The sequence below is a fragment of the Pseudomonas sp. SDO5522_S412 genome, assembly GCF_054071215.1.
Window position 1 is genome coordinate 1 of sequence record NZ_JBSVWQ010000043.1, and the last position, 21,099, is coordinate 21,099.

Consider the following 21,099-nt stretch of genomic DNA (forward strand, 5'->3'; position numbering starts at 1 on the left):
TCATTCAGCACATCAGTGACTGAACCACCGCATTCGCGAGCAAGCCCGCTCCCACATTTTTTTGAGTTTCAGTGTGGCTTACAGCTCACCCAACGCATCGATCAGCGCCTGGTTCTGCTCAGGCGTGCCAATACTGATCCGCAGGAACTGGGCAATCCGCTCCTGCTTGAAGTGCCGCACAATCACCCCCTGCTCCCGCACCTTGGCCGCCAGCCCGGCAGCGTCGTGCCCTGGATGCCGGGCAAAGATGAAGTTGGCCGCCGACGGCAGTACTTCAAACCCCTTGGCCTGCAGTTGCGCCACCAGCTTTTCACGGCTATCGATCACCAACTTGCAGGTGTTCCGGAAGTATTCGCGGTCTTCAAAAGCGGCGGCCGCGCCGACAATCGCCAGACGGTCCAGCGGGTAGGAGTTGAAGCTGTTCTTGACCCGCTCCAGCGCCTCGATCAGGTCCGGGTGGCCCACGGCCAGGCCCACCCGCAAACCGGCCAGGGAGCGCGACTTGGAGAGGGTCTGGGTCACCAGCAGGTTCGGGTAACGGTCCACCAGGCTGATGGCGGTCTCGCCGCCGAAGTCGATATAGGCTTCATCGACCACCACCACCGAGTCCGGGCTGGCCTTGAGGATTTGCTCCACGGCGTCCAGCGCCATCACGCAACCGGTCGGCGCGTTCGGGTTCGGGAAGATGATCCCGCCGTTGGGCCTGGCGTAGTCCGACACGCGGATCTGGAACTGTTCATCCAGCGGCACTGCGTCGAAGGCAATGCGGTACAGGCCGCAGTACACCGGGTAGAAGCTGTAGCTGATGTCCGGGAACAGCAGCGGCAGGTCGTGCTGGAACAAACCGTGGAAGATGTGCGCCAGGACTTCATCGGAGCCGTTGCCGAGGAACACCTTGCCCGCGTCGATCCCGTAGTACTTGGCCACCGCCTGCTTGAGCAGATCGCTGTTGGGGTCCGGGTACAAACGCAGATTGTCGTTCAGCTCGGCCTGCATGGCAGCCAGCGCCTTGGGCGATGGGCCGTAGGGGTTTTCATTGGTGTTGAGTTTTACCAGCTTGGTCAGCTTCGGTTGCTCACCGGGCACGTAAGGCACGAGATCCTTGACGAGCGGGCTCCAGAATTTGCTCATGTTTCAGTTCCCCTGCTTATCGTCAACGATGCGGTATTCGGCGCTGCGGGCGTGGGCGGTCAGCGACTCGCCACGGGCCAGCACGGAAGCGGTCTTGCCCAACTCCGACGCGCCCTCTGGCGAGCAGAAGATGATCGACGAGCGCTTCTGGAAGTCATATACGCCCAGCGGCGAGGAGAACCGCGCAGTGCCCGACGTGGGCAGCACGTGGTTGGGACCTGCGCAGTAGTCGCCCAGGGCTTCGCTGGTGTGGCGGCCCATGAAGATCGCGCCGGCGTGGCGAATCAGCGGCAGCCAGGCTTGTGGGTCGGCGACGGACAACTCCAGGTGTTCCGGGGCGATACGGTTGGCCACTTCGATGGCCTGCTCCATGTCGCGGACCAGGATCAGGGCGCCACGGCCATTGATCGACTTCTCGATGATCTCGGCGCGCTCCATGGTCGGCAGCAGCTTGGCGATGCTGGCGGCGACCTTGTCCAGGAATTCGGCGTCCGGGCTGACCAGGATCGCCTGGGCGTCTTCGTCGTGCTCGGCCTGGGAGAACAGGTCCATGGCGATCCAGTCCGGGTCGGTCTGGCCGTCACACACCACGAGGATTTCCGAAGGGCCGGCGATCATGTCGATGCCGACCTGGCCAAATACATGGCGCTTGGCCGTGGCCACGTAGATGTTGCCCGGGCCAACCACCTTGTCGACCTTCGGCACGCTTTCGGTGCCGTAGGCCAGGGCCGCTACCGCTTGGGCGCCACCGATGGTGAACACGCGATCAACGCCCGCGATGCAGGCCGCTGCCAGCACCAGTTCGTTGATTTCGCCGCGCGGCGTAGGCACCACCATGACCACTTCGGTCACGCCGGCCACCTTGGCCGGAATCGCGTTCATCAATACCGAGGACGGGTACGACGCTTTGCCGCCCGGCACGTACAGGCCAGCACGGTCCAGCGGCGTGACCTTCTGGCCCAGTACGGTGCCGTCGGCCTCGGTGTAGCTCCAGGAATCCTGTTTCTGTTTCTCGTGGTAGCTGCGCACCCGCGCGGCCGCCACTTCCAGGGCTTCGCGCTGGGGCGCGGTGATGCGGGTCAGCGCCAGCTCCAGGCGTTCGCGGGGCAGGATCAGGTCGGCCATGGAGGCGACATCCAGGCCATCGAACTGCCGGGTAAAATCAACCAGCGCCGCGTCACCGCGCTCGCGCACGGCCTTGATGATGTCGAGCACCCGCTGGTTGACCGAATCGTCGGACACGCTTTCCCAGCTCAGCAGATGATCCAGATGATGGGCGAAATCCGGGTCGGCAGCGTTGAGTCGGGCAATTGCAGTGGACGTGGTCATAGCGAGGGCCTCATAGGAATGGCAAAAATGCTCAGGCGCCGAAAGTTAGCAGTCGATCCGCTTGGGCACCTGAGAATTCTGGCTATGAGGCGGATAGACGGGCGCGGCTTGGGGCCGCGCGGGTGAGTCAACCGCGGTGTCGAGACTCCACTGCCTTGCGCAGGGTGTCGATCAACGCCTGGATACGGGCGTGCTGCATTTTCATCGAAGCTTTGTTGACGATCAGCCGGGAGCTGATGTCGGCGATAAAGTCCTGGGGCTCCAGGCCGTTGGCGCGCAGGGTGTTGCCGGTGTCGACCACGTCGATGATCTTGTCGGCCAGGCCGATCAGCGGTGCCAGCTCCATCGAGCCGTAAAGCTTGATGATGTCGACCTGGCGGCCTTGCTCGGCGTAGTAACGCTTGGCAACGTTGACGAACTTGGTCGCCACCCGCAGGCGGCCTTTAGGCTCGACGTCACCGACACGGCCGGCGGTCATCAGCTTGCACAGGGCGATACGCAGGTCCAGCGGCTCGTACAGGCCCTGGCCGCCATATTCCATCAACACGTCTTTGCCAGCGACGCCGAGGTCGGCCGCGCCATGTTCAACGTAGGTTGGCACATCGGTGGCACGCACGATCAGCAGGCGAACATCGTCCTGGGTCGTGGGGATGATCAGCTTGCGGCTCTTGTCCGGATTCTCGGTCGGCACGATGCCCGCTTCAGCCAGAAGCGGCAAAGTGTCGTCAAGGATGCGGCCCTTGGACAGTGCGATGGTCAACATGGGAAACGTCAGTCCTTCATCAGGCTATTGCTGTCCGGTCGCAATCGGCGCCAGACACAGATCGAGGCCATTACAGCCTCGACTTGAAACAAATCAGCTAACAGCATACATCGTCATGTGGCGAGGGAGCTTGCTCCCGCTGGGGCGCGAAGCGGCCCTGATCTTTGTTTAAAAAGACTGGGACTGCTGCGCAGTCCAGCGGGAGCAAGCTCCCTCGCCACAATGAACGTGTTTGCAGTTCCTGGAACTAGCCCGGTACGCGGCGGATTTTCGCGCCGAGCATCTGCAGCTTCTCTTCGATGCACTCGTAACCACGGTCTATGTGGTAGATGCGGTCGATGAGGGTGTCGCCGTCAGCGCACAGCGCCGAGATCACCAGGCTGGCGGAGGCACGCAGGTCGGTAGCCATCACTGGCGCGCCCTTGAGCTTCTCGATGCCGGTCACGATGGCGGTATTGCCTTCGACCTGGATCTTGGCGCCCATGCGGTGCAGCTCGTACACGTGCATGAAGCGGTTTTCGAAGATGGTCTCGATCACGGCACCGGTGCCTTCGGCAATCGCGTTCAGGGAAATGAACTGCGCCTGCATGTCGGTCGGGAACGCCGGGTACGGAGCGGTACGCACGTTAACGGCTTTTGGCCGCTTGCCATGCATGTTCAGCTCGATCCAGTCTTCACCGGTGGTGATCTCGGCGCCGGCTTCCTTGAGTTTTTCCAGGACGGCTTCGAGGATGGTCGGATCAGTGTCCTTGACCTTGACACGGCCACCGGTGACGGCAGCCGCGACCAGGTAGGTACCGGTCTCGATGCGGTCCGGCATCACCTTGTAGGTAGCCGAATGCAGGCGTTTCACGCCATCAATGGTGATGGTGTCGGTGCCGGCGCCGGTGATGTTGGCACCCATGGCGATCAGGAAGTTGGCCAGGTCGACCACTTCCGGCTCGCGCGCGGCGTTTTGCAGCACGCTGCGGCCATTGGCCAGGGCAGCGGCCATCATGATGTTCTCGGTACCGGTCACACTGACGGTATCAAAGAAGAAGTTTGCGCCACGCAGGCCGCCTTCCGGCGCCTTGGCCTTGATGTAGCCGCCTTCGACGTCAATGGTTGCACCCATGGCTTCGAGGCCACGGATGTGCAGGTCCACCGGACGCGAACCGATGGCGCAACCGCCAGGCAGTGCGACTTCGGCTTCGCCGAAACGGGCAACCATCGGGCCCAGTACCAGGATCGAGGCGCGCATGGTTTTCACCAGCTCGTACGGTGCGATCAGGGTCTTGATGGTGCGCGGGTCGATTTCGACGCTGAGTTTCTCGTCGATCACCGGCTCGATGCCCATGCGACCGAACAACTCGATCATGGTGGTGATGTCATGCAGGTGCGGCAGGTTGGCCACGGTAACCGGGCCATCGCACAGCAAGGTCGCTGCCAGGATCGGCAGGGCGGAGTTCTTCGCCCCGGAAATACGGATCTCGCCATCAAGACGAGCACCGCCGGTAATAATCAATTTATCCATAAGAATCTCGACGCCTTGGGGGCTCAGGTGCGCTCGGCCCAGGCCGCGCGGCTGAAAAATTTCATAGTGACCGCATGGATGCTGCCATCGGTGATCCACGGGTTCAAATGGGCATAGATCTGCTGCTGACGCTTGACCGGGCTCAATGCCGCCAGTTCATCGCTAATCACGTTCAGCTGGAAATTGCAGCCTTCGCCCTCAACTTCAACATTAGTTTCGGGCAGCTTTCCTTCAAGGAAGCTTTTAACTTCTAGGGCCTGCATGATCAACCTCTATGGGCGCCCAGTGCGCGCGGGTCGCACATCATACAAAAAAGCCCCGCGCCTGCGAACCCCGCATAGCAGGACTCTGACGGGGGGCTTCTTTAATAATGTGTATTAAGGATGCGCCAACAGCTCGGTCAGACCGGAAACCTCAGCGATTTCACGCATGTCTTCGGGCAATGCACGAATGCTCACCGGCTTTTTGACGGCCTGCGCATCGCGCATGAAACACAGCAGCAACGACAAGCCGACGCTGCTGGACTTCACCACCGCCGAGCAATCCAGCACCAGCGCAGGAGCGGTACTGGCATTGATCAGCGCCTGGCCCTGCTTGCGCAGGGCGGGTCCAGTGCTGTAATCCAGCACGCCGCTGAGCAACAGCTCACCGGACTCGCCAAGGCGAATGGCCGACTCGGTCATTGGGCAGGCTTCCCGGCAGCTTTGTCGGTTTCTTCCTTGGCCTTGGCCACTTCACCGGCCCAACCGTTGATGGTTTTGTCCAGGTCGTTGCCATTGCGCTGCATTGCATCCGCGAACTGGTCACGGAACAGCTTGCCAATGTTGATGCCGTTGATGATCACGTTACGCAGTTTCCACTCGCCGTTGACCTTCTCGAGCGTGTACTGCACAGGGTAGACCGCGCCGTTGTTGCCCTTGACGCTCATGTTGACGCTGGTGCGGTCACCCGACTCATCCCCGGCAGGGGCGACGGTAATCCCCTGGTTGTTGTACTCCAGCAGGGCGTTGCCGTAGAACTGGAACAAGCCCTTCTTGAAGTTTTCCTGGAATGTCTGCATCTGCGCAGGCGTAGCCTTGCGCGAGTACTTGACGGTCATGATGCTTTTGGAAATACCTTCAGCATCAACAACAGGCCCGACAATCGTGTTCAGCGCGTTATAGAACTGACTCGGGTCCTGCTTGTACTTTTCCTTGTTGGCACTCAGGTCAGCCAACATCTTGTTGGTGGTGTCCTGCACCAGGTCATGCGCAGAACCGCCGGCAGCGGCGTTAGCCATCAACGGCAGTGCCGCGAGCAGTACCAACAGGCCACGTCGCAAAGTAGAGATCATGAACACATTCCTCATTTGGCGTCTTTATTGACGGTATTGAGCAGGAATTTACCGATCAAGTCCTCCAGCACCAACGACGACTGTGTGTCATGAATGGTCGAACCATCCTTGAGCAGGGCAGATTCCCCGCCGACGCTGATGCCGATGTACTTCTCGCCCAGCAGGCCAGCGGTGAGGATAGACGCAGTGGAGTCAGTCGGCAGGTTATCTACCTTCTTGTCCACCTGCATGGTCACACGGCCGGTGAAGCTGTCGCGGTCCAGATCGATTGCCGTGACCTTGCCGATGGTTACACCCGCCATGGTCACTTTAGCTCTGACAGTCAAACCGGCGATATTGTCGAAGTAGGCGTAAAGTTTATAGGTATCGGCGGTGGGGCTGGCCGATAGGCCGCTGACTCGCAGGGCGAGCAACAGTAAAGCCAGGATGCCAGCCAGCAAGAAAAGGCCGACACCGATTTCCACAGTGCGGTTTTGCATCAGAAATCTCCAAACATCAAGGCGGTCAAAATGAAGTCAAGGCCCAGTACCGCCAGCGAGGCGTACACAACGGTCTTGGTGGTGGCGCGACTGATCCCTTCTGAGGTGGGCTCACAGTCATAGCCTTGGAATACGGCGATCCAGGTCACTACAAAGGCGAAGACGATGCTTTTAATGATGCCATTGAGCACGTCGCCGCTGAAGGTCACGCTGTTTTGCATGTTGCCCCAGTAGGAACCGTCGTAGACGCCCAACCAGTCAACCGCCACCCATGAACCGCCCCAGATCCCGACCACGCTGAATACCATCGCCAGCAGTGGCAGGGAGATGAAGCCGGCCCACAGGCGCGGGGCAACAATGTACTTGAGTGGATCGACGCCGATCATTTCCAGGCTGGACAGCTGCTCGGTGGCCTTCATGTTGCCGATTTCGGCCGTCAGCGCAGAACCTGCGCGCCCGGCAAACAGCAGCGCGGTCACCACCGGGCCCAACTCACGCAACAGCGTCAGGGCAACCATCTGCCCAACAGCCTGCTCGGACCCGTAGCTGGAGAGGATATTGAAGCCTTGCAGCGCCAACACCATGCCGATGAACACCCCGGAGACCACGATGATCACCAGGGACATCACGCCCACGGAGTGCAATTGCTTGATCAGCAGGCCGAAACCGCCGCCAATACCGCCGCGGCCGAGCAAGGCATGAAACAGGAAAATCGTCGAACGCCCCAGCACACCGATGATATCGATGCCGGAGCGACCGAAAAGGCGAACCTTTTCGAGTAATGATGTCTTGCGCATCAGCGCTTCCCCAGAAGATCTGAGCGGTAGTCCGCTGCCGGAAAGTGAAAAGGCACCGGGCCATCGGGATCGCCGGTCATGAATTGGCGAATGCGCGGGTTGTCTGCGTTCATCAGTTCTTCAGGCGTGCCCTGCCCCAGCACCTGGCCATCGCCCACTACATATAGGTAGTCGGCAATGCTCGCGGTCTCGGCCAGGTCGTGGGAAACCACGATACTGGTGATACCCAACGCATCATTGAGCAGGCGGATCAGGCGTACCAGCACCCCCATGGCGATCGGGTCCTGGCCAACGAAAGGCTCGTCGTACATGAGAATCTGCGGGTCGAGGGCGATGGCACGCGCCAGGGCGACACGACGCTTCATGCCTCCGGACAACTCGTCGGGCATCAAATCGATAGCACCGCGCAGCCCGACGGCCTGCAATTTCAGCAACACAATGTCACGAATCATTTCATCGGACAGCTGTGTATGCACCCGCAGCGGGAACGCCACGTTTTCGAAAACATCGAGATCGGTAAACAACGCGCCGCTCTGGAACAGGACGCCCATGTGTTTGCGGGCATCGAACAGGTCACTGCGCGAAAGGGTCGGCAGGTTCTGGCCATTGACCCAGACTTCACCGGCGGAGGGGCGCAATTGCATGCCCATCAGGCGCAGCAGCGTAGTCTTGCCGCAGCCGGAAGGCCCCATGATGCCCGTGACTTTGCCGCGGGGAATGCGAATATCCACATTATTGAAGATGCTGCGCGTACCGCGCTTGAAGGAAAGGCCCTTCAGCTCGACCGCGTAGGCGTTATCGGCACTCATCTAAACTCCTTGGGATGCAGCCTTTCACTCAGACACTTTGTTTTCGACAAATGCTTGCGCCGAATAGACAAAAAGGCCGTGCGGACCGAACTGGCCGCGAACTATATCACTGCTGGTACAGCGCCCCCAAGGCCGGAACAGAGCTTGTTCAGAAACAGGACAGCTAAAAAATCCTGGCTGAGGTTCAATCTCAACCACGGGTGTATTGAATAAAGCCTGACGAACTTGTGTGAGGGAATTGATCATTACCGTTATAATCGCCGACTTTTCGTCAGGCTATACGATTTCAGACATGAGCCAATCCAGCGACCTTATTCAATCCGCACAACGCACCATCCGCCTCGAGCTTGAAGCCGTAGAAGGCTTGCTGGCCCATATCGACGCGGATTTCGTACGCGCCTGCGAGATGATTCTGGCCAGCAAGGGCCGCGTAGTGGTGGTCGGCATGGGCAAATCCGGACATGTCGGCAACAAGATCGCCGCCACCCTGGCGAGCACCGGGACCACCGCGTTCTTCGTGCATCCGGCCGAAGCCAGCCACGGTGACATGGGCATGATCACCCGGGACGACATCATCCTGGCACTGTCCAACTCCGGCACCACCAACGAAATCGTGACCCTGCTGCCGCTGATCAAGCGCCTGGGTATCCAGCTGATCAGCGTGACCGGCAACCCGGACTCGACGCTGGCAAAAGCCGCCGAAGTGAATTTGAACGTGCACGTTGCCCACGAGGCCTGCCCGCTGAACCTGGCACCGACCTCCTCCACCACCGCCGCCCTGGTCATGGGCGATGCGCTGGCCGTGGCATTGCTGGAAGCCCGCGGGTTTACCGCCGAAGACTTCGCGTTTTCCCACCCGGGCGGCGCCCTTGGCCGTCGCCTGCTGCTGAAAGTGGAAAACGTCATGCACGCCGGCGACGAGCTGCCACAAGTGCCACGCGGCACCTTGCTGAAAGATGCCTTGATGGAAATGACCCTCAAGCGCCTGGGCATGACCGTAATCCTGGAGTCCGACGGGCGGCTGGCCGGGGTCTTCACCGACGGCGACCTGCGCCGCACCCTGGACCGCAACCTCGACATCCAGACCGCCACCATCGACGAAGTCATGACGCCTCACGGCAAGACCGCACGCCCTGACATGCTCGCGGCCGAAGCACTGAAGATCATGGAAGACCACAAGATCCTGGCGCTGGTGGTGGTCGACAGCGACGACCGTCCGGTTGGCGCCCTGAACATGCACGACTTGCTGCGTGCGGGAGTGATGTAAATGACCACCGACCTGATGCAACGGGGCAAGCACATCAAGCTGGCGATTTTCGACGTCGACGGTGTGCTGACGGATGGCCGCCTGTACTTTCTGGAAGACGGCAGCGAATTCAAGACGTTCAACACCCTCGACGGCCAGGGCATCAAGATGCTGATGGCGGCGGGCGTGCAAACCGGCATCATCAGCGGTCGCAAGACCCCGGTTGTGGAACGCCGCGCACAAAACCTGGGTATTCCTCACCTGTATCAGGGCCGCGAGGATAAACTGGTGGTTCTGGACGAGCTTCTTGGCCAACTCAACCTAAGCTATGAGCAGGTTGCGTACCTGGGTGACGATTTACCCGACCTGCCGGTGATTCGCCGGGTCGGCCTGGGCATGGCCGTGGCCAATGCGGCGGCGTTCGTTCGCGAACACGCCCATGGTGTAACCACCGCCCGCGGCGGCGAAGGCGCCGCCCGCGAGTTCTGCGAGTTGATTCTGCGCGCCCAAGGCAGCCTTGAAGCGGCCCACGCCGCCTACCTATAGAGCGTTTTATGCTGAGTAAAAAGATTCGCAATTTCCTGATACTTGCAGTCATCGCCGCGGTTTTCCTCGCGGTCGGCTACTGGAATATCAGCCCGGAGCGCTTCCTCGACAAGCCGGTTGCACAGGTTGACGAGAGTGCTATCGACTATTACGCCATCAACGCCCACAGCATCCAGTACCTGCCCGATGGCAAGGTCCAGTATGAAATGACCTCCGACAAGGTCGAACACTTGAAGGCATCCGAGGTCACTTTGCTGACCAAGCCGGACATGAACCTGTACCGCGGCGCCGAATTTCCGTGGCACGTCACCAGCGAGCGTGGCGAGGTCAACCCGGACGGCACCCAAGTGGAACTGATTGACTCGGTGCGGGTAGCCCGCACTGACGCCAAGAACCGCGACACCATTATTACCAGCAGTCGCATGACCGTATTCCCACAGAAGCAATATGCGCAGACCGAGCAAGACGTTAGAATTGACGGCGCTGGCGGTGTATCGACTGGCAAGGGAATGAAAGCGTATTTGAAAGAAAGCAGGATACACCTGCTATCGAACGTAAGAGGACAGTATGAGGCTCGTTAAAACCCTCCCTATTTTGCTCGGCCTGGGCGCAGCACTGGGAAGCGTGAGCGCCTGGGCTCTGCCGAACGATAGCCAGCAACCGATCCACATTCAGGCTGACGATGCGCAGCTGGATGACAAGCAAGGTATCGCGACCTACACGGGCAGCGTGATCATCACCCAGGGCTCGATGAAAGTGACGGGTAACACCGTGACACTGACTCGTACCCCGGCGGGCGATATCGACGTGGTCACTTCGGTGGGCAACCTGGCGTATTTCGAACAACTGCAGAAAGTGGGCGACCCTACGCCGGTCAAAGGCTATGGCAAGACGATCCAGTACCACGCCCAGCAAAACCGCATCGTGCTGATCGACCAGGCCCGGGTCATCAATGACGGCAACACCACCGACGGCGAAAAAATCGTCTACGACACGGTGAAGCAGATCGCCCAGGCCGGCCGTGCTACCGGCTCGAAAATCAGCACGCCGAAGCCGCGTATCGACATGGTTATCCAGCCGAAGCAGAAACCGGGCGCAGCCCAGCCGGCGCCGAAACCCGACGCGAAGAAGGCGAATTAATGGCAACCCTGAAAGCCCAGCATCTGGCCAAGGCTTATAAAAGCCGTCAGGTCGTGCGTGACGTCAGCCTGTCGATCGACAGCGGCCAGATCGTCGGTTTGCTCGGCCCCAACGGTGCCGGCAAGACCACCTGCTTCTACATGATCGTCGGCCTGGTGCAGGCCGATCAAGGCCGCGTCCTGATCGACGACCTGGACGTAAGCCACCAGCCTATGCACGGCCGTGCGCAAGCGGGTATCGGCTATCTTCCCCAGGAAGCATCGATCTTCCGCAAACTGTCGGTTTCCGACAACATCATGGCCATCCTCGAGACCCGCAAGGAACTCGACCGCGCCGGGCGCAAGAAAGAGCTGGAAAGCCTGCTGCAGGAATTCCACATCAACCACATTCGCGACAACCTCGGCATGAGCCTTTCCGGCGGCGAGCGTCGTCGTGTGGAAATCGCCCGCGCGCTGGCCACGGCGCCCAAGTTCATCCTGCTGGACGAACCTTTCGCCGGTGTCGACCCGATCTCGGTCGGCGACATCAAGCAGATCATCCATCATCTCAAGGCCAAGGGCATCGGTGTATTGATCACCGACCACAACGTCCGTGAGACACTCGATATCTGCGAAACCGCCTACATCGTCAACGATGGACAGCTGATTGCCGAAGGTGACTCTGCCACTATCCTGGCCAACGAACTGGTCAAGGAAGTGTATCTGGGTCACGAGTTCCGCCTGTAAACACGGTGGTATCAGGCCATTCGCCATGGAGCGCGGTAGTCAATAAAAACCTCAGTATTTTTATTGTTACCGCGCTCTAGGCAAAGCCCCCGATATCAGGCATATAATTTGCTTATGTTTGGCGCTCACGCGCCCTGTCGTGGATGGCGCATTGCGCCGGCGAATAAGGTGTTAAGCCCCTGCCATGAAACCATCGCTAGTCCTGAGAATGGGCCAGCAGCTGACGATGACACCGCAGCTGCAACAGGCCATCCGCCTGCTCCAATTGTCGACCCTGGACCTGCAACAGGAAATCCAGGAGGCCCTGGAGTCCAATCCGATGCTCGAACGCCAGGAAGAAGGCGACGACTTCGATAATGCAGACCCGCTGGCCGACAACATCGAGCAAAAGCCCAACCCCGACGTACAGGAACCCTCCTACCAGGAAACCGCCCCCACGGTGGATAACCTTGAGGAAGGCGAATGGAACGAACGCATTCCCAACGAACTTCCCGTGGATACCGCCTGGGAAGACGTCTACCAGACCAGCGCCAGCAGCCTGCCCAGCAACGATGACGACGAGTGGGACTTCACCACCCGCACATCAGCCGGCGAGAGCCTGCAGAGCCATTTGCTCTGGCAACTGAACCTGGCACCGATGTCCGATACCGATCGCCTGATCGCCGTGACCCTGATCGATTGCATCAACAACCAGGGCTACCTGGACGAGACCCTTGAGGAGATCCTCGAGGCGTTCGACCCGGAACTGGACATCGAACTGGACGAAATCGAAGCCGTCCTGCACCGCATCCAGCAATTCGAGCCGGCCGGCATCGGCGCCCGCAACCTCAGCGAGTGCCTGCTGCTGCAACTGCGCCAATTGCCGGCCAAGACGCCTTGGCTGAGCGAAGCGCAGCGCCTGGTCACCGACTACATCGACCTGCTGGGCAGCCGCGACTACAGCCAGCTGATGCGCCGCATGAAGCTCAAGGAAGATGATCTGCGCCAGATCATCGAGCTGGTGCAGAGCCTCAACCCACGCCCGGGCTCGCAGATCGAGTCCAGCGAAGCCGAATATGTCGTGCCCGACGTGATTGTGCGCAAGGACAACGAACGCTGGCTGGTGGAGCTGAACCAGGAATCGGTGCCGCGCCTGCGGGTCAATCCGCAATACGCAGGTTTTGTGCGCCGCGCCGACACCAGCGCCGATAACACCTTCATGCGTAACCAACTGCAGGAAGCCCGCTGGTTCATCAAGAGCCTGCAAAGCCGCAACGAAACCCTGATGAAAGTCGCCACCCAGATCGTCGAGCACCAGCGCGGCTTCCTGGAATACGGCGATGAAGCGATGAAGCCGCTGGTACTGCACGACATCGCCGAGGCGGTGGGCATGCACGAATCAACGATTTCCCGGGTGACCACGCAAAAATTCATGCATACCCCACGGGGTATATATGAGCTGAAATACTTTTTCTCCAGCCACGTCAGCACCTCCGAAGGCGGCGAATGCTCGTCCACGGCGATCCGCGCGATCATCAAAAAACTGGTTGCCGCGGAAAATCAGAAAAAGCCGTTGAGTGACAGCAAGATCGCTGGTTTACTGGAGGCACAAGGCATTCAGGTCGCCCGTCGAACCGTCGCCAAGTACCGCGAGTCCCTAGGGATCGCGCCTTCCAGCGAGCGTAAGCGTTTGATGTGACGGGCGGGCCATAGCGTTCCAGTGGCGGGTATTCCTACCCGCCGCTTTATGCACTGGCAACGAAGGAGAAGCTGTATGCAAGTCAACATCAGTGGACACCATGTAGAAGTCACCCCTCCATTGCGCGAATACGTCGAGCTGAAGCTGAAGAAGCTTGAGGGCCATTTCGACAAGATCACCAACGTGCAGGTCATCATGAAGGTCGACAAGCTTCAGCAGAAAATCGAAGCGACACTTCAGATACCCGGTGGCGAAGTGGTCGCCAATGCCGAACATGAAGACATGTATGCATCAATCGACTTGCTCACAGACAAGCTTGACCGCCAACTTAAAAAGCATAAGGAAAAGCAGCAGAGCCTTCTTCAAGGCACTGGCCGCTAACACTCCCCACCCATGATCCGACTTGAAACCATCCTGACCCCCGGCCGTTCCCTCGTGAACGTGCCGGGCGGCAGTAAAAAGCGCGCCCTCGAACAAATTGCCAACCTGATCGGCCGCGAAGTGCCCGAACTGGATACGCAAGCTGTGTACGAGGCCCTGATCGCCCGTGAAAAGCTCGGCTCCACCGGCTTTGGCAACGGCATCGCCATTCCTCACTGCCGCCTGCAAGGCTGTGAGTCTCCAGTCAGCGCCCTGCTGCACCTGGACGCCCCTATCGATTTCGACGCCATCGACGGCGCGCCGGTCGACCTGCTGTTCGTACTGCTGGTCCCGCAAGCTGCCACCGATGCGCACCTGGAGCTGCTTCGGCAGATCGCCAGCATGCTCGACCGCAAGGACGTACGCGACAAACTGCGTAGTGCCTCAAGCAATGAGGCGCTCTACCAGGTTGTCCTGGATGAACAAAACGGGCATTAATCATGCGTTTGATCATCGTCAGCGGCCGTTCCGGCTCAGGTAAAAGCACGGCCCTCAATGTTCTTGAGGACAACGGCTTCTATTGCATCGACAACCTGCCCGCCGGCCTGCTACCGGAACTGGCGGAACGCGCGCTGATTCATACCGAGCTGGCGCAACCGCTGGTCGCCGTGTCGATCGACGCCCGCAACCTGCCCAGCCACCTCACACGCTTTCCTGAACTGCTCGAAGAAGTGCGGGCCAAGCACATCCATTGCGATGTGCTGTACCTGGACGCCGACGAAGAGACCCTGCTCAAGCGCTTCTCCGAAACCCGTCGCCGCCACCCGTTGAGCAGCCCTCATCGCTCCCTGGCCGAAGCCATCGAGGACGAGACCAAACTGCTGGGGCCGATCATTGACCTGGCCGACCTCAAGATCAACACCACCAGCCTGAACCTGTATCAACTGCGGGATGCGATCAAGCTGCGTCTGCTGAACCAGCCGGAGCCAGGCACGGCGTTCCTTGTCGAGTCGTTCGGTTTCAAGCGCGGCATGCCGGTGGATGCCGACCTGGTGTTCGATGTGCGCTGCCTGCCCAACCCGTACTGGAAGCCGGAACTGCGCGATCAGTCGGGGCTGGACCAACCTGTGGCCGAGTACCTGGCGGCGCAACCGGATGTCGAGGAAATGTACCAGGACATCTCCAGCTACCTGCTCAAATGGCTGCCGCGTTTTGCGGCCAGCAATCGGGCTTATGTCACCATCGCCATTGGCTGCACCGGCGGCCACCACCGATCCGTCTACCTGACCGAACGCCTGGGCAAGGTGCTGCAACAAACCCTCAAGAACGTCCAGGTTCGCCACCGCGACCTCAGCTGAAAGGAACACCCCCGCGATGCCCGCTCTGGAAATTGAAATCATCAACAAGCTGGGCCTGCACGCCCGGGCCTCGGCCAAGTTCGTCGGCGTCGCCGGGCAGTTCCCTTGCCAGATCCGCGCCGGGCGCACCCCGGAATCCATGGTCGACGGCAAAAGCATCATGGCCATGATGATGCTGGCTGCGGGCAAGGGCACGAAGATTCATTTGAAGACCGAAGGCGAGCAAGAGCAGGAAGCGATGGATGCCCTGGTAGCGTTGATCAATAATTTCTTTGATGAGGGCGAGTAGGTAATCGCCCCTCCCCTGCGTCAGTTGGACAGCAGTTTGCCGTTGAACAGAATCTTCAACGTCTTGACCGTCAGTACGGCCAGGGCGATCGTCAGGAAAGCCAGGATCAGATAGGCAATCGCTTCCAGGATCACGCCTCCTTTGGCATCGGCATATTTCAACGCAGCGTTGCTCAATGCCGCAATCGGAAAGCTGATTGCCCACCAGGCAGGAGAAAAAGGCGCGGCCTGACGGAATACTTTGAATGCCAGCACCCCAAACAGGAACAGGCCAAAGTAGAAGAGCACGCTGGCAAAGTAGTCGACGCTGCCAAAGAAGTTGGTGTAAGCCAGAAAGCCGACTTCAAAGGGGGCGATAAGTATCATCAGCGAAGGTGTCATACCTTTGGCCATCACCGGCTCGTGAACCAGACGTGAAAAAATTCGCGTGAAGAACACCAGCGCAATCACACTCCCTACCGCCATCGCGAACAGATTGAACTCGTATGCCCACGCCATGGGCATGTGGGCACCTGTCACCGCGATGTCGAGCGCCGCCACCCCCGGGATCAGCCAGGCAGGCACCGCATATTGCGACTCCTGATTACCGGACAACAGTCGCGAGAGCACAATTGCCGCCAGGATCATGGTCAGCAGGCTACCCAACATCCAAAGCCCCTGGCTGATCAGGGTGCTAGCTGAGCCTACGACTGCCGAAAGCAGCAGCAACGCGATCGTCACCGTGCCAAAGAAATTTCCTGATATCGGGTGATTGAACTCGGCTTTGACCGCCGCAGGGTATTTAACCCATTTGGTGAGATACCCCGCCACCAGTGCGATAAACACCAGAATGGCAAACCCACCAATGACCGCTCCGATCATTTGCGCGTAAGCCACATATTCACTGGCAGACTGCCAGGCCAGGCTCAGGCCGGCCAACCCCATCACGGCGCCAAACAAATTGATGGGAAGATTCTTGATGGACCCCGACCGCTCGCTCGATTCGACAGCGAAGGGGGGAAGTGGCGCGTTACAGATGCTCATGCGGGTCTCCGGTTGACGATAAAGCACGTGACGGACAGTGTCGCCTACCTCCCCTCTGTCCTATAGTGTCGCTTAACGACGATTTCAGCCATTTCCACTACGGAGACCGACACCATGCGAATTGCCCTCCTGGCATTTCCCCGCGTGCAAATGCTGGATGTCGTGGGCCCTGCCGATGTGTTCGCTGAAGCGGCCAGGCAATTGGGTAATTCCCGTGCATACCGGATCTCGGTCATCGGTACCGTCGCCGGGCAGATCAAGGGAACCAATGGGCTTCGCCTGGCCACGGATGACTCCATCGAGACGTTCAAGGGGGCTATCGATACGCTGCTGATCGCTGGAAGCCCCAGCGTGAATGACGTGGCACACGACGCCCACCTGCGGGACTGGGTACGCTACCAGGCCACGCGCGTGCGGCGGATAGGCTCGGTTTGCAGTGGCGCTTTTGTGCTGGGGGCTGCTGGTTTGCTGGTCGGGCGACGCGTCACCACGCACTGGAATTCCAGTGCATTGCTGGCCAGGCAATACCCCGATGCCGTGGTCGAACCGGACAGCATTTTTATCCGCGACGGTAACCTGTACACCTCCGCCGGTGTGACGGCCGGTATGGATCTGGCGCTCGCGTTAGTCGAGGAGGACCACGGCCGTGATTTGGCGCTCAGTGTGGCCAGGGAAATGGTGATGTACTTCAAACGGCCGGGCGGCCAGTCACAGTTCAGCGCCCAACTGGCGGCACAGACCGCAGAGCGCACGAACATTCGCCAGATACAGACCTATATCGTCGACAACCTGGCCGAAGACCTGAGCGTGGCATTGCTGGCCCAACGCGCTGACATGAGCGAACGCAACTTTGCCCGGGTATTCAAGGCCGAGGGTGGATTTACCCCTGCCGAGTTCGTGGAGCTGGCACGTATCGACCAGGCACGGCGGCTGATCGAAGGCTCGAATGTCTCGCTCAAACGCCTGGCCGATCAGGTCGGCTATGCCAATGTTGATGGGTTCCGGCGCGCCTTCGTTCGCCGCCTGGGCGTTACCCCCAGCGACTACCGCAAGCGCTTCTTGTAGAAGCGCGACAGCCTCAGCCCAACGCCGTATCCATCACCATCATCAAGCAAAACCCGATACACAGCCCCAGGCTGGCGAGCTTGTCATGGCCATTGCGCCGCGACTCGGGAATGACTTCGTGAGTCACCACCAGCAGCATGGCCCCGGCCGCCAGCGCCAGCCCCAGCGGCAACAGCACCTGAGCCAGGCTCACCAGCCAGGCACACAGCACCGCAAACACCGGCTCCACCAGCCCTGACGCTGCGCCGATCAGGAACGCCTTGACCCGCGACATCCCTGCCCCGGCCAGCACCAACGCAATCACCAGTCCCTCCGGCACATCCTGCAAGGCAATACCCATGGCGAGGCTGTCGGCATCCGGCATGCCGCCGCCTGCCGAGACACCCACGGCCATGCCTTCGGGAATGTTGTGGGCAATGATGGCGAACACAAACAGCCAGATACGCGGCGGTATCACCGGATGATCCGGACTGCCCACCAGCATTTCCGGGCTCGCGCCGGAGACCTTGCGATCCACCAGATACAGCCCGAACGCGCCCAGCATGATGCCGAAACTGATCAATCCACTGGCGCCCCATGGCGTCAGCCCCAGGCTTTGGGCAGCCGCAATACCCGGCACGATCAGCGAAAACGCCGTAGCGGCCAACATCACCCCGGCACCGAAGCCGAGCAGCGTGTCGCTCACCGCCAATGGCATCCGGCGGATCACCAGTACCGGCACGGCACCCAGGGCGGTGCCGAGCGCGCAGATGGCCCCGCCCTGCAAGGCACGCAGGATGCGCGGTTCCAGGTCAAGCCAGGCCAGCCCTTGGGCCACCAGCAATGCAGTTCCTGCCAATAGCAGCAGCGAGCCAAACGCATAACGAAACATTCGCACGCTGCTGATCGCCAGTGTTTCAGTGCCCATAGTCGGCCTTAGATCTTGTTATAGAGGAGTTTCAGCCCAGCGCAGCCTGGTAGCGGCCGGCAACTTCCGGCCAGTTGATGACGCTGTAGAACGCATTGATGTATTCCGGACGACGGTTCTGGTACAGCAGGTAATAAGCGTGTTCCCAGACGTCCAGGCCGAGGATTGGCGTATTGCCGTTCATCAACGGGCTGTCCTGGTTGCCGCTGCTTTCCACCACCAGGGTCTTTTGCGGCGTCACGCTCAACCACGCCCAGCCGCTGCCGAAACGGGTCAAGGCAGCTTTGGTGAAGGCCTCTTTGAAGGCGTCGAAACCGCCCAACTGCTCGTCGATGGCGTCACCCAGCGCGCCGTCTGGCTTGCCGCCGCCCTTGGGCGACATGACAGCCCAGAACAACGAGTGGTTGGCGTGGCCGCCGCCCTGGTTGATCACCGCCGCCCGGAGTTTTTCCGGCAGTTGCTGGACGCTGGACACCAGTTTCTCCACCGGCCAAGCGGCAAACTCGGTGCCTTCGACGGCTGCGTTGAGGTTGTTGATGTAGGTCTGGTGGTGCTTGGTGTAGTGGATCTCCATGGTTTGCGCGTCGATATGCGGTTCAAGGGCATCGTAGGCGTAAGGCAAGGCCGGCAAGGTGTAGGACATATCAATGAGCTCCATAAAAAGGGCTGTTGCGGGTCGACGCATCCGATGGCGCCACGTTGCTGCCCAGCAGGCGGTGGGTACGTGGGTACTCACCGTGATCGCTGATGAAATTCAGCAGTTCGACGTAGGTCTTGCTGCTCTGGCGCAGGGCCGCTTCCCGCAATAGCGGGTTAAGACGGGTGTCTTGCATGGTCTGCAACAGGCGCTGGTGAATGGCGCAGAGGTATTCCGCGCTTTCTTCCGGCTGGTTCAGGCGCAAGTGCAGGTCGGCCAGGTTGTGATGGGAAATGACGCAAGCCGCCACCGCTTCGTCGGCATCCGCCCAGCGCTCAAACAACACTTGAGCCAGGGCCAGGGCTTGCAGGTAGGCCTCGCGGGCATCTACCAGCTCGCCCGCCATAAAGCAGCGATTGGCCCGTTCGATCGTGCGTTTCCAGTGCTCCATGGTGAGCCTCCAAAGCAGGGTCGGTGATTACACGCCGCCAGCCGTGAGCTTTTCCGGATCCAGCAGGATTTCCAGTTGGCTGCGGGGCAAGTCGGTATGTTCGAGCGCCACATCAATCACCGGACGGCCTTGTTGATAGGCCTTCTTGGCGATTTCGGCGGCCTTTTGGTAACCGATGATCGGGTTGAGTGCGGTCACCAGGATCGGATTGCGCGACAGCGCTTCCTTGAGCTTGGCTTCGTTGACCTTGAAGCTGGCGATGGCCTTGTCGGCCAGCAGGCGGCTGGAGTTGGCCAGCAACTCCAGGCTGCCGAGCAGGTTCTGGGCAATGATCGGCAGCATCACGTTGAGTTCGAAGTTGCCGGACTGGCCGGCGATGGTAATCACCGTGTCGTTGCCGATGACTTGTGCGGCAACCATGGCGGTGGCTTCCGGGATCACCGGGTTGACCTTGCCGGGCATGATCGAAGAGCCCGGCTGCAGGCCTTCCAGCTCGATTTCACCAAGGCCCGCCAATGGGCCGGAGTTCATCCAGCGCAGGTCGTTGGCGATTTTCATCAGGGACACGGCGGTGGTCTTGAGCTGCCCGGAGACCGCGACGGCCGTGTCCTGGGAGCCGATCAGCGCGAACAGGTTCTTGCCTGGGGTGAACTGGACGTGGGTCAGGCTGCTCAGTTGCTGGCTGAAGCGCGCTGCAAACTCCGGATGCGCATTGATCCCGGTGCCGACTGCAGTGCCACCCTGGGCCAGCGCCTGCAAGCTCGGCAGCAGGTCTTGCAGATGGCCGATATTGGCCTTGAGCTGCTGCGCCCAGCCATTGAGCACCTGGCTCATGCGCACCGGCATGGCGTCCATCAGATGCGTCCGACCGGTCTTGACGAAACGGTGCACCTCCTCGGCCTTGTGCTCGATCACCTGGACCAGGTGCAGCAGCGCCGGCAGGGTTTGCTCATGCAGCACCAGCGCCGCACTGACGTGAATGGTGGTCGGGATGATGTCATTGCTGCTCTGGCCGCAGTTGACGTGATCGTTAGGGTTGACCGGCTCGCCCAGCAAGCGGCTGGCGAGGGTCGCAATCACTTCGTTGGCGTTCATGTTGGAGCTGGTGCCGGAACCGGTCTGGAAGATATCCACCGGGAAATGCTGCATGAAATCGCCTTCCAGCAAGCCTTGGGCGGCATCAACGATGGCCTTGCCCTGGGCTTCGCTCAGTTGTTTCAGCTCGACGTTGGCTTTAGCGGCGGCAGCCTTGGCCAGGATCAACGCACGAATGAACTGCGCCGGCATGCGCTGGTGGCTGATGGGAAAGTTGTTCACCGCACGCTGGGTTTGTGCGCCATACAGGGCCTCGGCGGGCACTTGCAGTTCGCCCATGCTGTCGCGTTCGATACGGGTGTTAGGGTCGGCCATCACTTATTTCCTGTGTCGCGTTGAGGTCTGAAAGCGGGCCAGGCAAGGCGCAGTCCGCTGGTAATGGTTGTTCCCTTGCCAAGGACTGCAACGCAGCCTGGCCCGCTTTCA

At 60.1% G+C, this 21,099-nt stretch carries 26 protein-coding genes; 11 read left to right on the plus strand and 15 right to left on the minus strand.

Annotation, left to right across the window (positions count from 1 at the left end):
* Positions 1-78: 78 nt before the first annotated feature.
* From hisC to ACW9I6_RS12335, 10 genes are all read right to left on the minus strand, one after another.
* Positions 79-1,131 (minus strand): histidinol-phosphate transaminase, encoded by a 1,053-nt coding sequence (gene hisC / locus ACW9I6_RS12290; protein WP_003216145.1) that lies wholly within the window; start codon positions 1,129-1,131, stop codon positions 79-81.
* Between the two features lie 3 nt (positions 1,132-1,134).
* Positions 1,135-2,460: a histidinol dehydrogenase gene (gene hisD, locus ACW9I6_RS12295; RefSeq protein ID WP_008434283.1), complete on the minus strand. Its 1,326-nt coding sequence runs from the start codon at positions 2,458-2,460 to the stop codon at positions 1,135-1,137.
* Positions 2,461-2,587: 127 nt separating this feature from the next.
* The gene (gene hisG / locus ACW9I6_RS12300) at positions 2,588-3,223 is read right to left on the minus strand and encodes an ATP phosphoribosyltransferase (protein WP_003188599.1); all 636 of its coding nucleotides are present in this window, start codon (positions 3,221-3,223) and stop codon (positions 2,588-2,590) included.
* A gap of 247 nt (positions 3,224-3,470) precedes the next feature.
* Positions 3,471-4,736, minus strand: coding sequence for a UDP-N-acetylglucosamine 1-carboxyvinyltransferase (gene murA / locus ACW9I6_RS12305; protein WP_003216140.1), 1,266 nt, complete (start codon positions 4,734-4,736; stop codon positions 3,471-3,473).
* Between the two features lie 23 nt (positions 4,737-4,759).
* A complete protein-coding gene (locus ACW9I6_RS12310) occupies positions 4,760-4,999 on the minus strand; it encodes a BolA family protein (protein ID WP_008434291.1) in 240 nt (79 codons plus the stop codon).
* Between the two features lie 114 nt (positions 5,000-5,113).
* A complete protein-coding gene (locus ACW9I6_RS12315) occupies positions 5,114-5,419 on the minus strand; it encodes an STAS domain-containing protein (protein ID WP_003216137.1) in 306 nt (101 codons plus the stop codon).
* Positions 5,416-6,069, minus strand: coding sequence for an MlaC/ttg2D family ABC transporter substrate-binding protein (locus ACW9I6_RS12320; RefSeq protein WP_003216135.1), 654 nt, complete (start codon positions 6,067-6,069; stop codon positions 5,416-5,418). The genes ACW9I6_RS12315 and ACW9I6_RS12320 overlap by 4 nt, the downstream gene beginning before the upstream one ends.
* Before the next feature lie 11 nt (positions 6,070-6,080).
* Complete coding sequence (mlaD, locus tag ACW9I6_RS12325; RefSeq protein ID WP_003216133.1) at positions 6,081-6,548, minus strand: outer membrane lipid asymmetry maintenance protein MlaD; 468 nt, start codon at positions 6,546-6,548, stop codon at positions 6,081-6,083.
* Positions 6,548-7,345 carry a lipid asymmetry maintenance ABC transporter permease subunit MlaE gene (mlaE, locus tag ACW9I6_RS12330; RefSeq protein ID WP_003216131.1) on the minus strand — a complete coding sequence of 266 codons (798 nt, stop codon included), beginning with the start codon at positions 7,343-7,345 and terminating at the stop codon, positions 6,548-6,550. The genes mlaD and mlaE overlap by 1 nt, the downstream gene beginning before the upstream one ends.
* The gene (locus ACW9I6_RS12335) at positions 7,345-8,154 is read right to left on the minus strand and encodes an ATP-binding cassette domain-containing protein (RefSeq protein WP_003216128.1); all 810 of its coding nucleotides are present in this window, start codon (positions 8,152-8,154) and stop codon (positions 7,345-7,347) included. The genes mlaE and ACW9I6_RS12335 overlap by 1 nt, the downstream gene beginning before the upstream one ends.
* A 292-nt stretch (positions 8,155-8,446) precedes the next feature.
* Here ACW9I6_RS12335 and ACW9I6_RS12340 point away from each other — a divergent pair, with 292 nt between their 5' ends.
* The 10 genes from ACW9I6_RS12340 (at position 8,447) to ACW9I6_RS12385 (ending at position 15,496) form a co-directional block, all read left to right on the plus strand.
* Positions 8,447-9,421: a KpsF/GutQ family sugar-phosphate isomerase gene (locus ACW9I6_RS12340; RefSeq protein WP_003216126.1), complete on the plus strand. Its 975-nt coding sequence runs from the start codon at positions 8,447-8,449 to the stop codon at positions 9,419-9,421.
* Positions 9,422-9,946, plus strand: a complete 525-nt coding sequence (locus tag ACW9I6_RS12345; protein ID WP_003216124.1) for a KdsC family phosphatase — start codon at positions 9,422-9,424, stop codon at positions 9,944-9,946. It begins immediately after the preceding gene.
* Between the two features lie 8 nt (positions 9,947-9,954).
* Positions 9,955-10,527, plus strand: coding sequence for an LPS export ABC transporter periplasmic protein LptC (lptC, locus tag ACW9I6_RS12350; protein WP_003216122.1), 573 nt, complete (start codon positions 9,955-9,957; stop codon positions 10,525-10,527).
* A complete protein-coding gene (gene lptA / locus ACW9I6_RS12355) occupies positions 10,514-11,086 on the plus strand; it encodes a lipopolysaccharide transport periplasmic protein LptA (protein WP_023659193.1) in 573 nt (190 codons plus the stop codon). The genes lptC and lptA overlap by 14 nt, the downstream gene beginning before the upstream one ends.
* Complete coding sequence (lptB, locus tag ACW9I6_RS12360; protein ID WP_003216119.1) at positions 11,086-11,811, plus strand: LPS export ABC transporter ATP-binding protein; 726 nt, start codon at positions 11,086-11,088, stop codon at positions 11,809-11,811. Before lptA ends, lptB begins: the two co-directional genes overlap by 1 nt.
* Positions 11,812-11,995: 184 nt before the next feature.
* Entirely contained in the window at positions 11,996-13,489 is a 1,494-nt protein-coding gene (locus tag ACW9I6_RS12365; RefSeq protein ID WP_003216117.1) for an RNA polymerase factor sigma-54, read from the plus strand.
* A gap of 75 nt (positions 13,490-13,564) precedes the next feature.
* Complete coding sequence (gene hpf, locus ACW9I6_RS12370; protein WP_003216115.1) at positions 13,565-13,870, plus strand: ribosome hibernation-promoting factor, HPF/YfiA family; 306 nt, start codon at positions 13,565-13,567, stop codon at positions 13,868-13,870.
* A 12-nt stretch (positions 13,871-13,882) separates the two neighbouring features.
* Positions 13,883-14,347 (plus strand): PTS IIA-like nitrogen regulatory protein PtsN, encoded by a 465-nt coding sequence (gene ptsN, locus ACW9I6_RS12375; RefSeq protein ID WP_003216114.1) that lies wholly within the window; start codon positions 13,883-13,885, stop codon positions 14,345-14,347.
* Positions 14,348-14,349: 2 nt separating this feature from the next.
* Positions 14,350-15,207 carry an RNase adapter RapZ gene (rapZ, locus tag ACW9I6_RS12380; RefSeq protein ID WP_003216111.1) on the plus strand — a complete coding sequence of 286 codons (858 nt, stop codon included), beginning with the start codon at positions 14,350-14,352 and terminating at the stop codon, positions 15,205-15,207.
* A 16-nt stretch (positions 15,208-15,223) separates the two neighbouring features.
* Positions 15,224-15,496 carry an HPr family phosphocarrier protein gene (locus ACW9I6_RS12385; protein WP_003216108.1) on the plus strand — a complete coding sequence of 91 codons (273 nt, stop codon included), beginning with the start codon at positions 15,224-15,226 and terminating at the stop codon, positions 15,494-15,496.
* A gap of 20 nt (positions 15,497-15,516) precedes the next feature.
* Here ACW9I6_RS12385 and ACW9I6_RS12390 read toward each other — a convergent pair whose 3' ends face one another.
* A complete protein-coding gene (locus tag ACW9I6_RS12390) occupies positions 15,517-16,518 on the minus strand; it encodes an SLAC1 anion channel family protein (protein WP_102369902.1) in 1,002 nt (333 codons plus the stop codon).
* Positions 16,519-16,632: 114 nt separating this feature from the next.
* Here ACW9I6_RS12390 and ACW9I6_RS12395 point away from each other — a divergent pair, with 114 nt between their 5' ends.
* Positions 16,633-17,583 (plus strand): GlxA family transcriptional regulator, encoded by a 951-nt coding sequence (locus tag ACW9I6_RS12395; RefSeq protein WP_457339366.1) that lies wholly within the window; start codon positions 16,633-16,635, stop codon positions 17,581-17,583.
* Positions 17,584-17,596: 13 nt separating this feature from the next.
* Here ACW9I6_RS12395 and ACW9I6_RS12400 read toward each other — a convergent pair whose 3' ends face one another.
* From ACW9I6_RS12400 to ACW9I6_RS12415, 4 genes are read right to left on the minus strand one after another with little or no spacing between them, the layout of a single operon-like run.
* Positions 17,597-18,490 carry a ZIP family metal transporter gene (locus tag ACW9I6_RS12400; RefSeq protein WP_087692866.1) on the minus strand — a complete coding sequence of 298 codons (894 nt, stop codon included), beginning with the start codon at positions 18,488-18,490 and terminating at the stop codon, positions 17,597-17,599.
* Positions 18,491-18,521: 31 nt separating this feature from the next.
* The gene (locus ACW9I6_RS12405) at positions 18,522-19,133 is read right to left on the minus strand and encodes a superoxide dismutase (protein ID WP_008434313.1); all 612 of its coding nucleotides are present in this window, start codon (positions 19,131-19,133) and stop codon (positions 18,522-18,524) included.
* Between the two features lies 1 nt (position 19,134).
* Positions 19,135-19,578 (minus strand): hypothetical protein, encoded by a 444-nt coding sequence (locus tag ACW9I6_RS12410; protein ID WP_003216099.1) that lies wholly within the window; start codon positions 19,576-19,578, stop codon positions 19,135-19,137.
* A gap of 27 nt (positions 19,579-19,605) precedes the next feature.
* Positions 19,606-20,988: a class II fumarate hydratase gene (locus tag ACW9I6_RS12415; protein WP_003216098.1), complete on the minus strand. Its 1,383-nt coding sequence runs from the start codon at positions 20,986-20,988 to the stop codon at positions 19,606-19,608.
* Between the last annotated feature and the right edge of the window lie 111 nt (positions 20,989-21,099).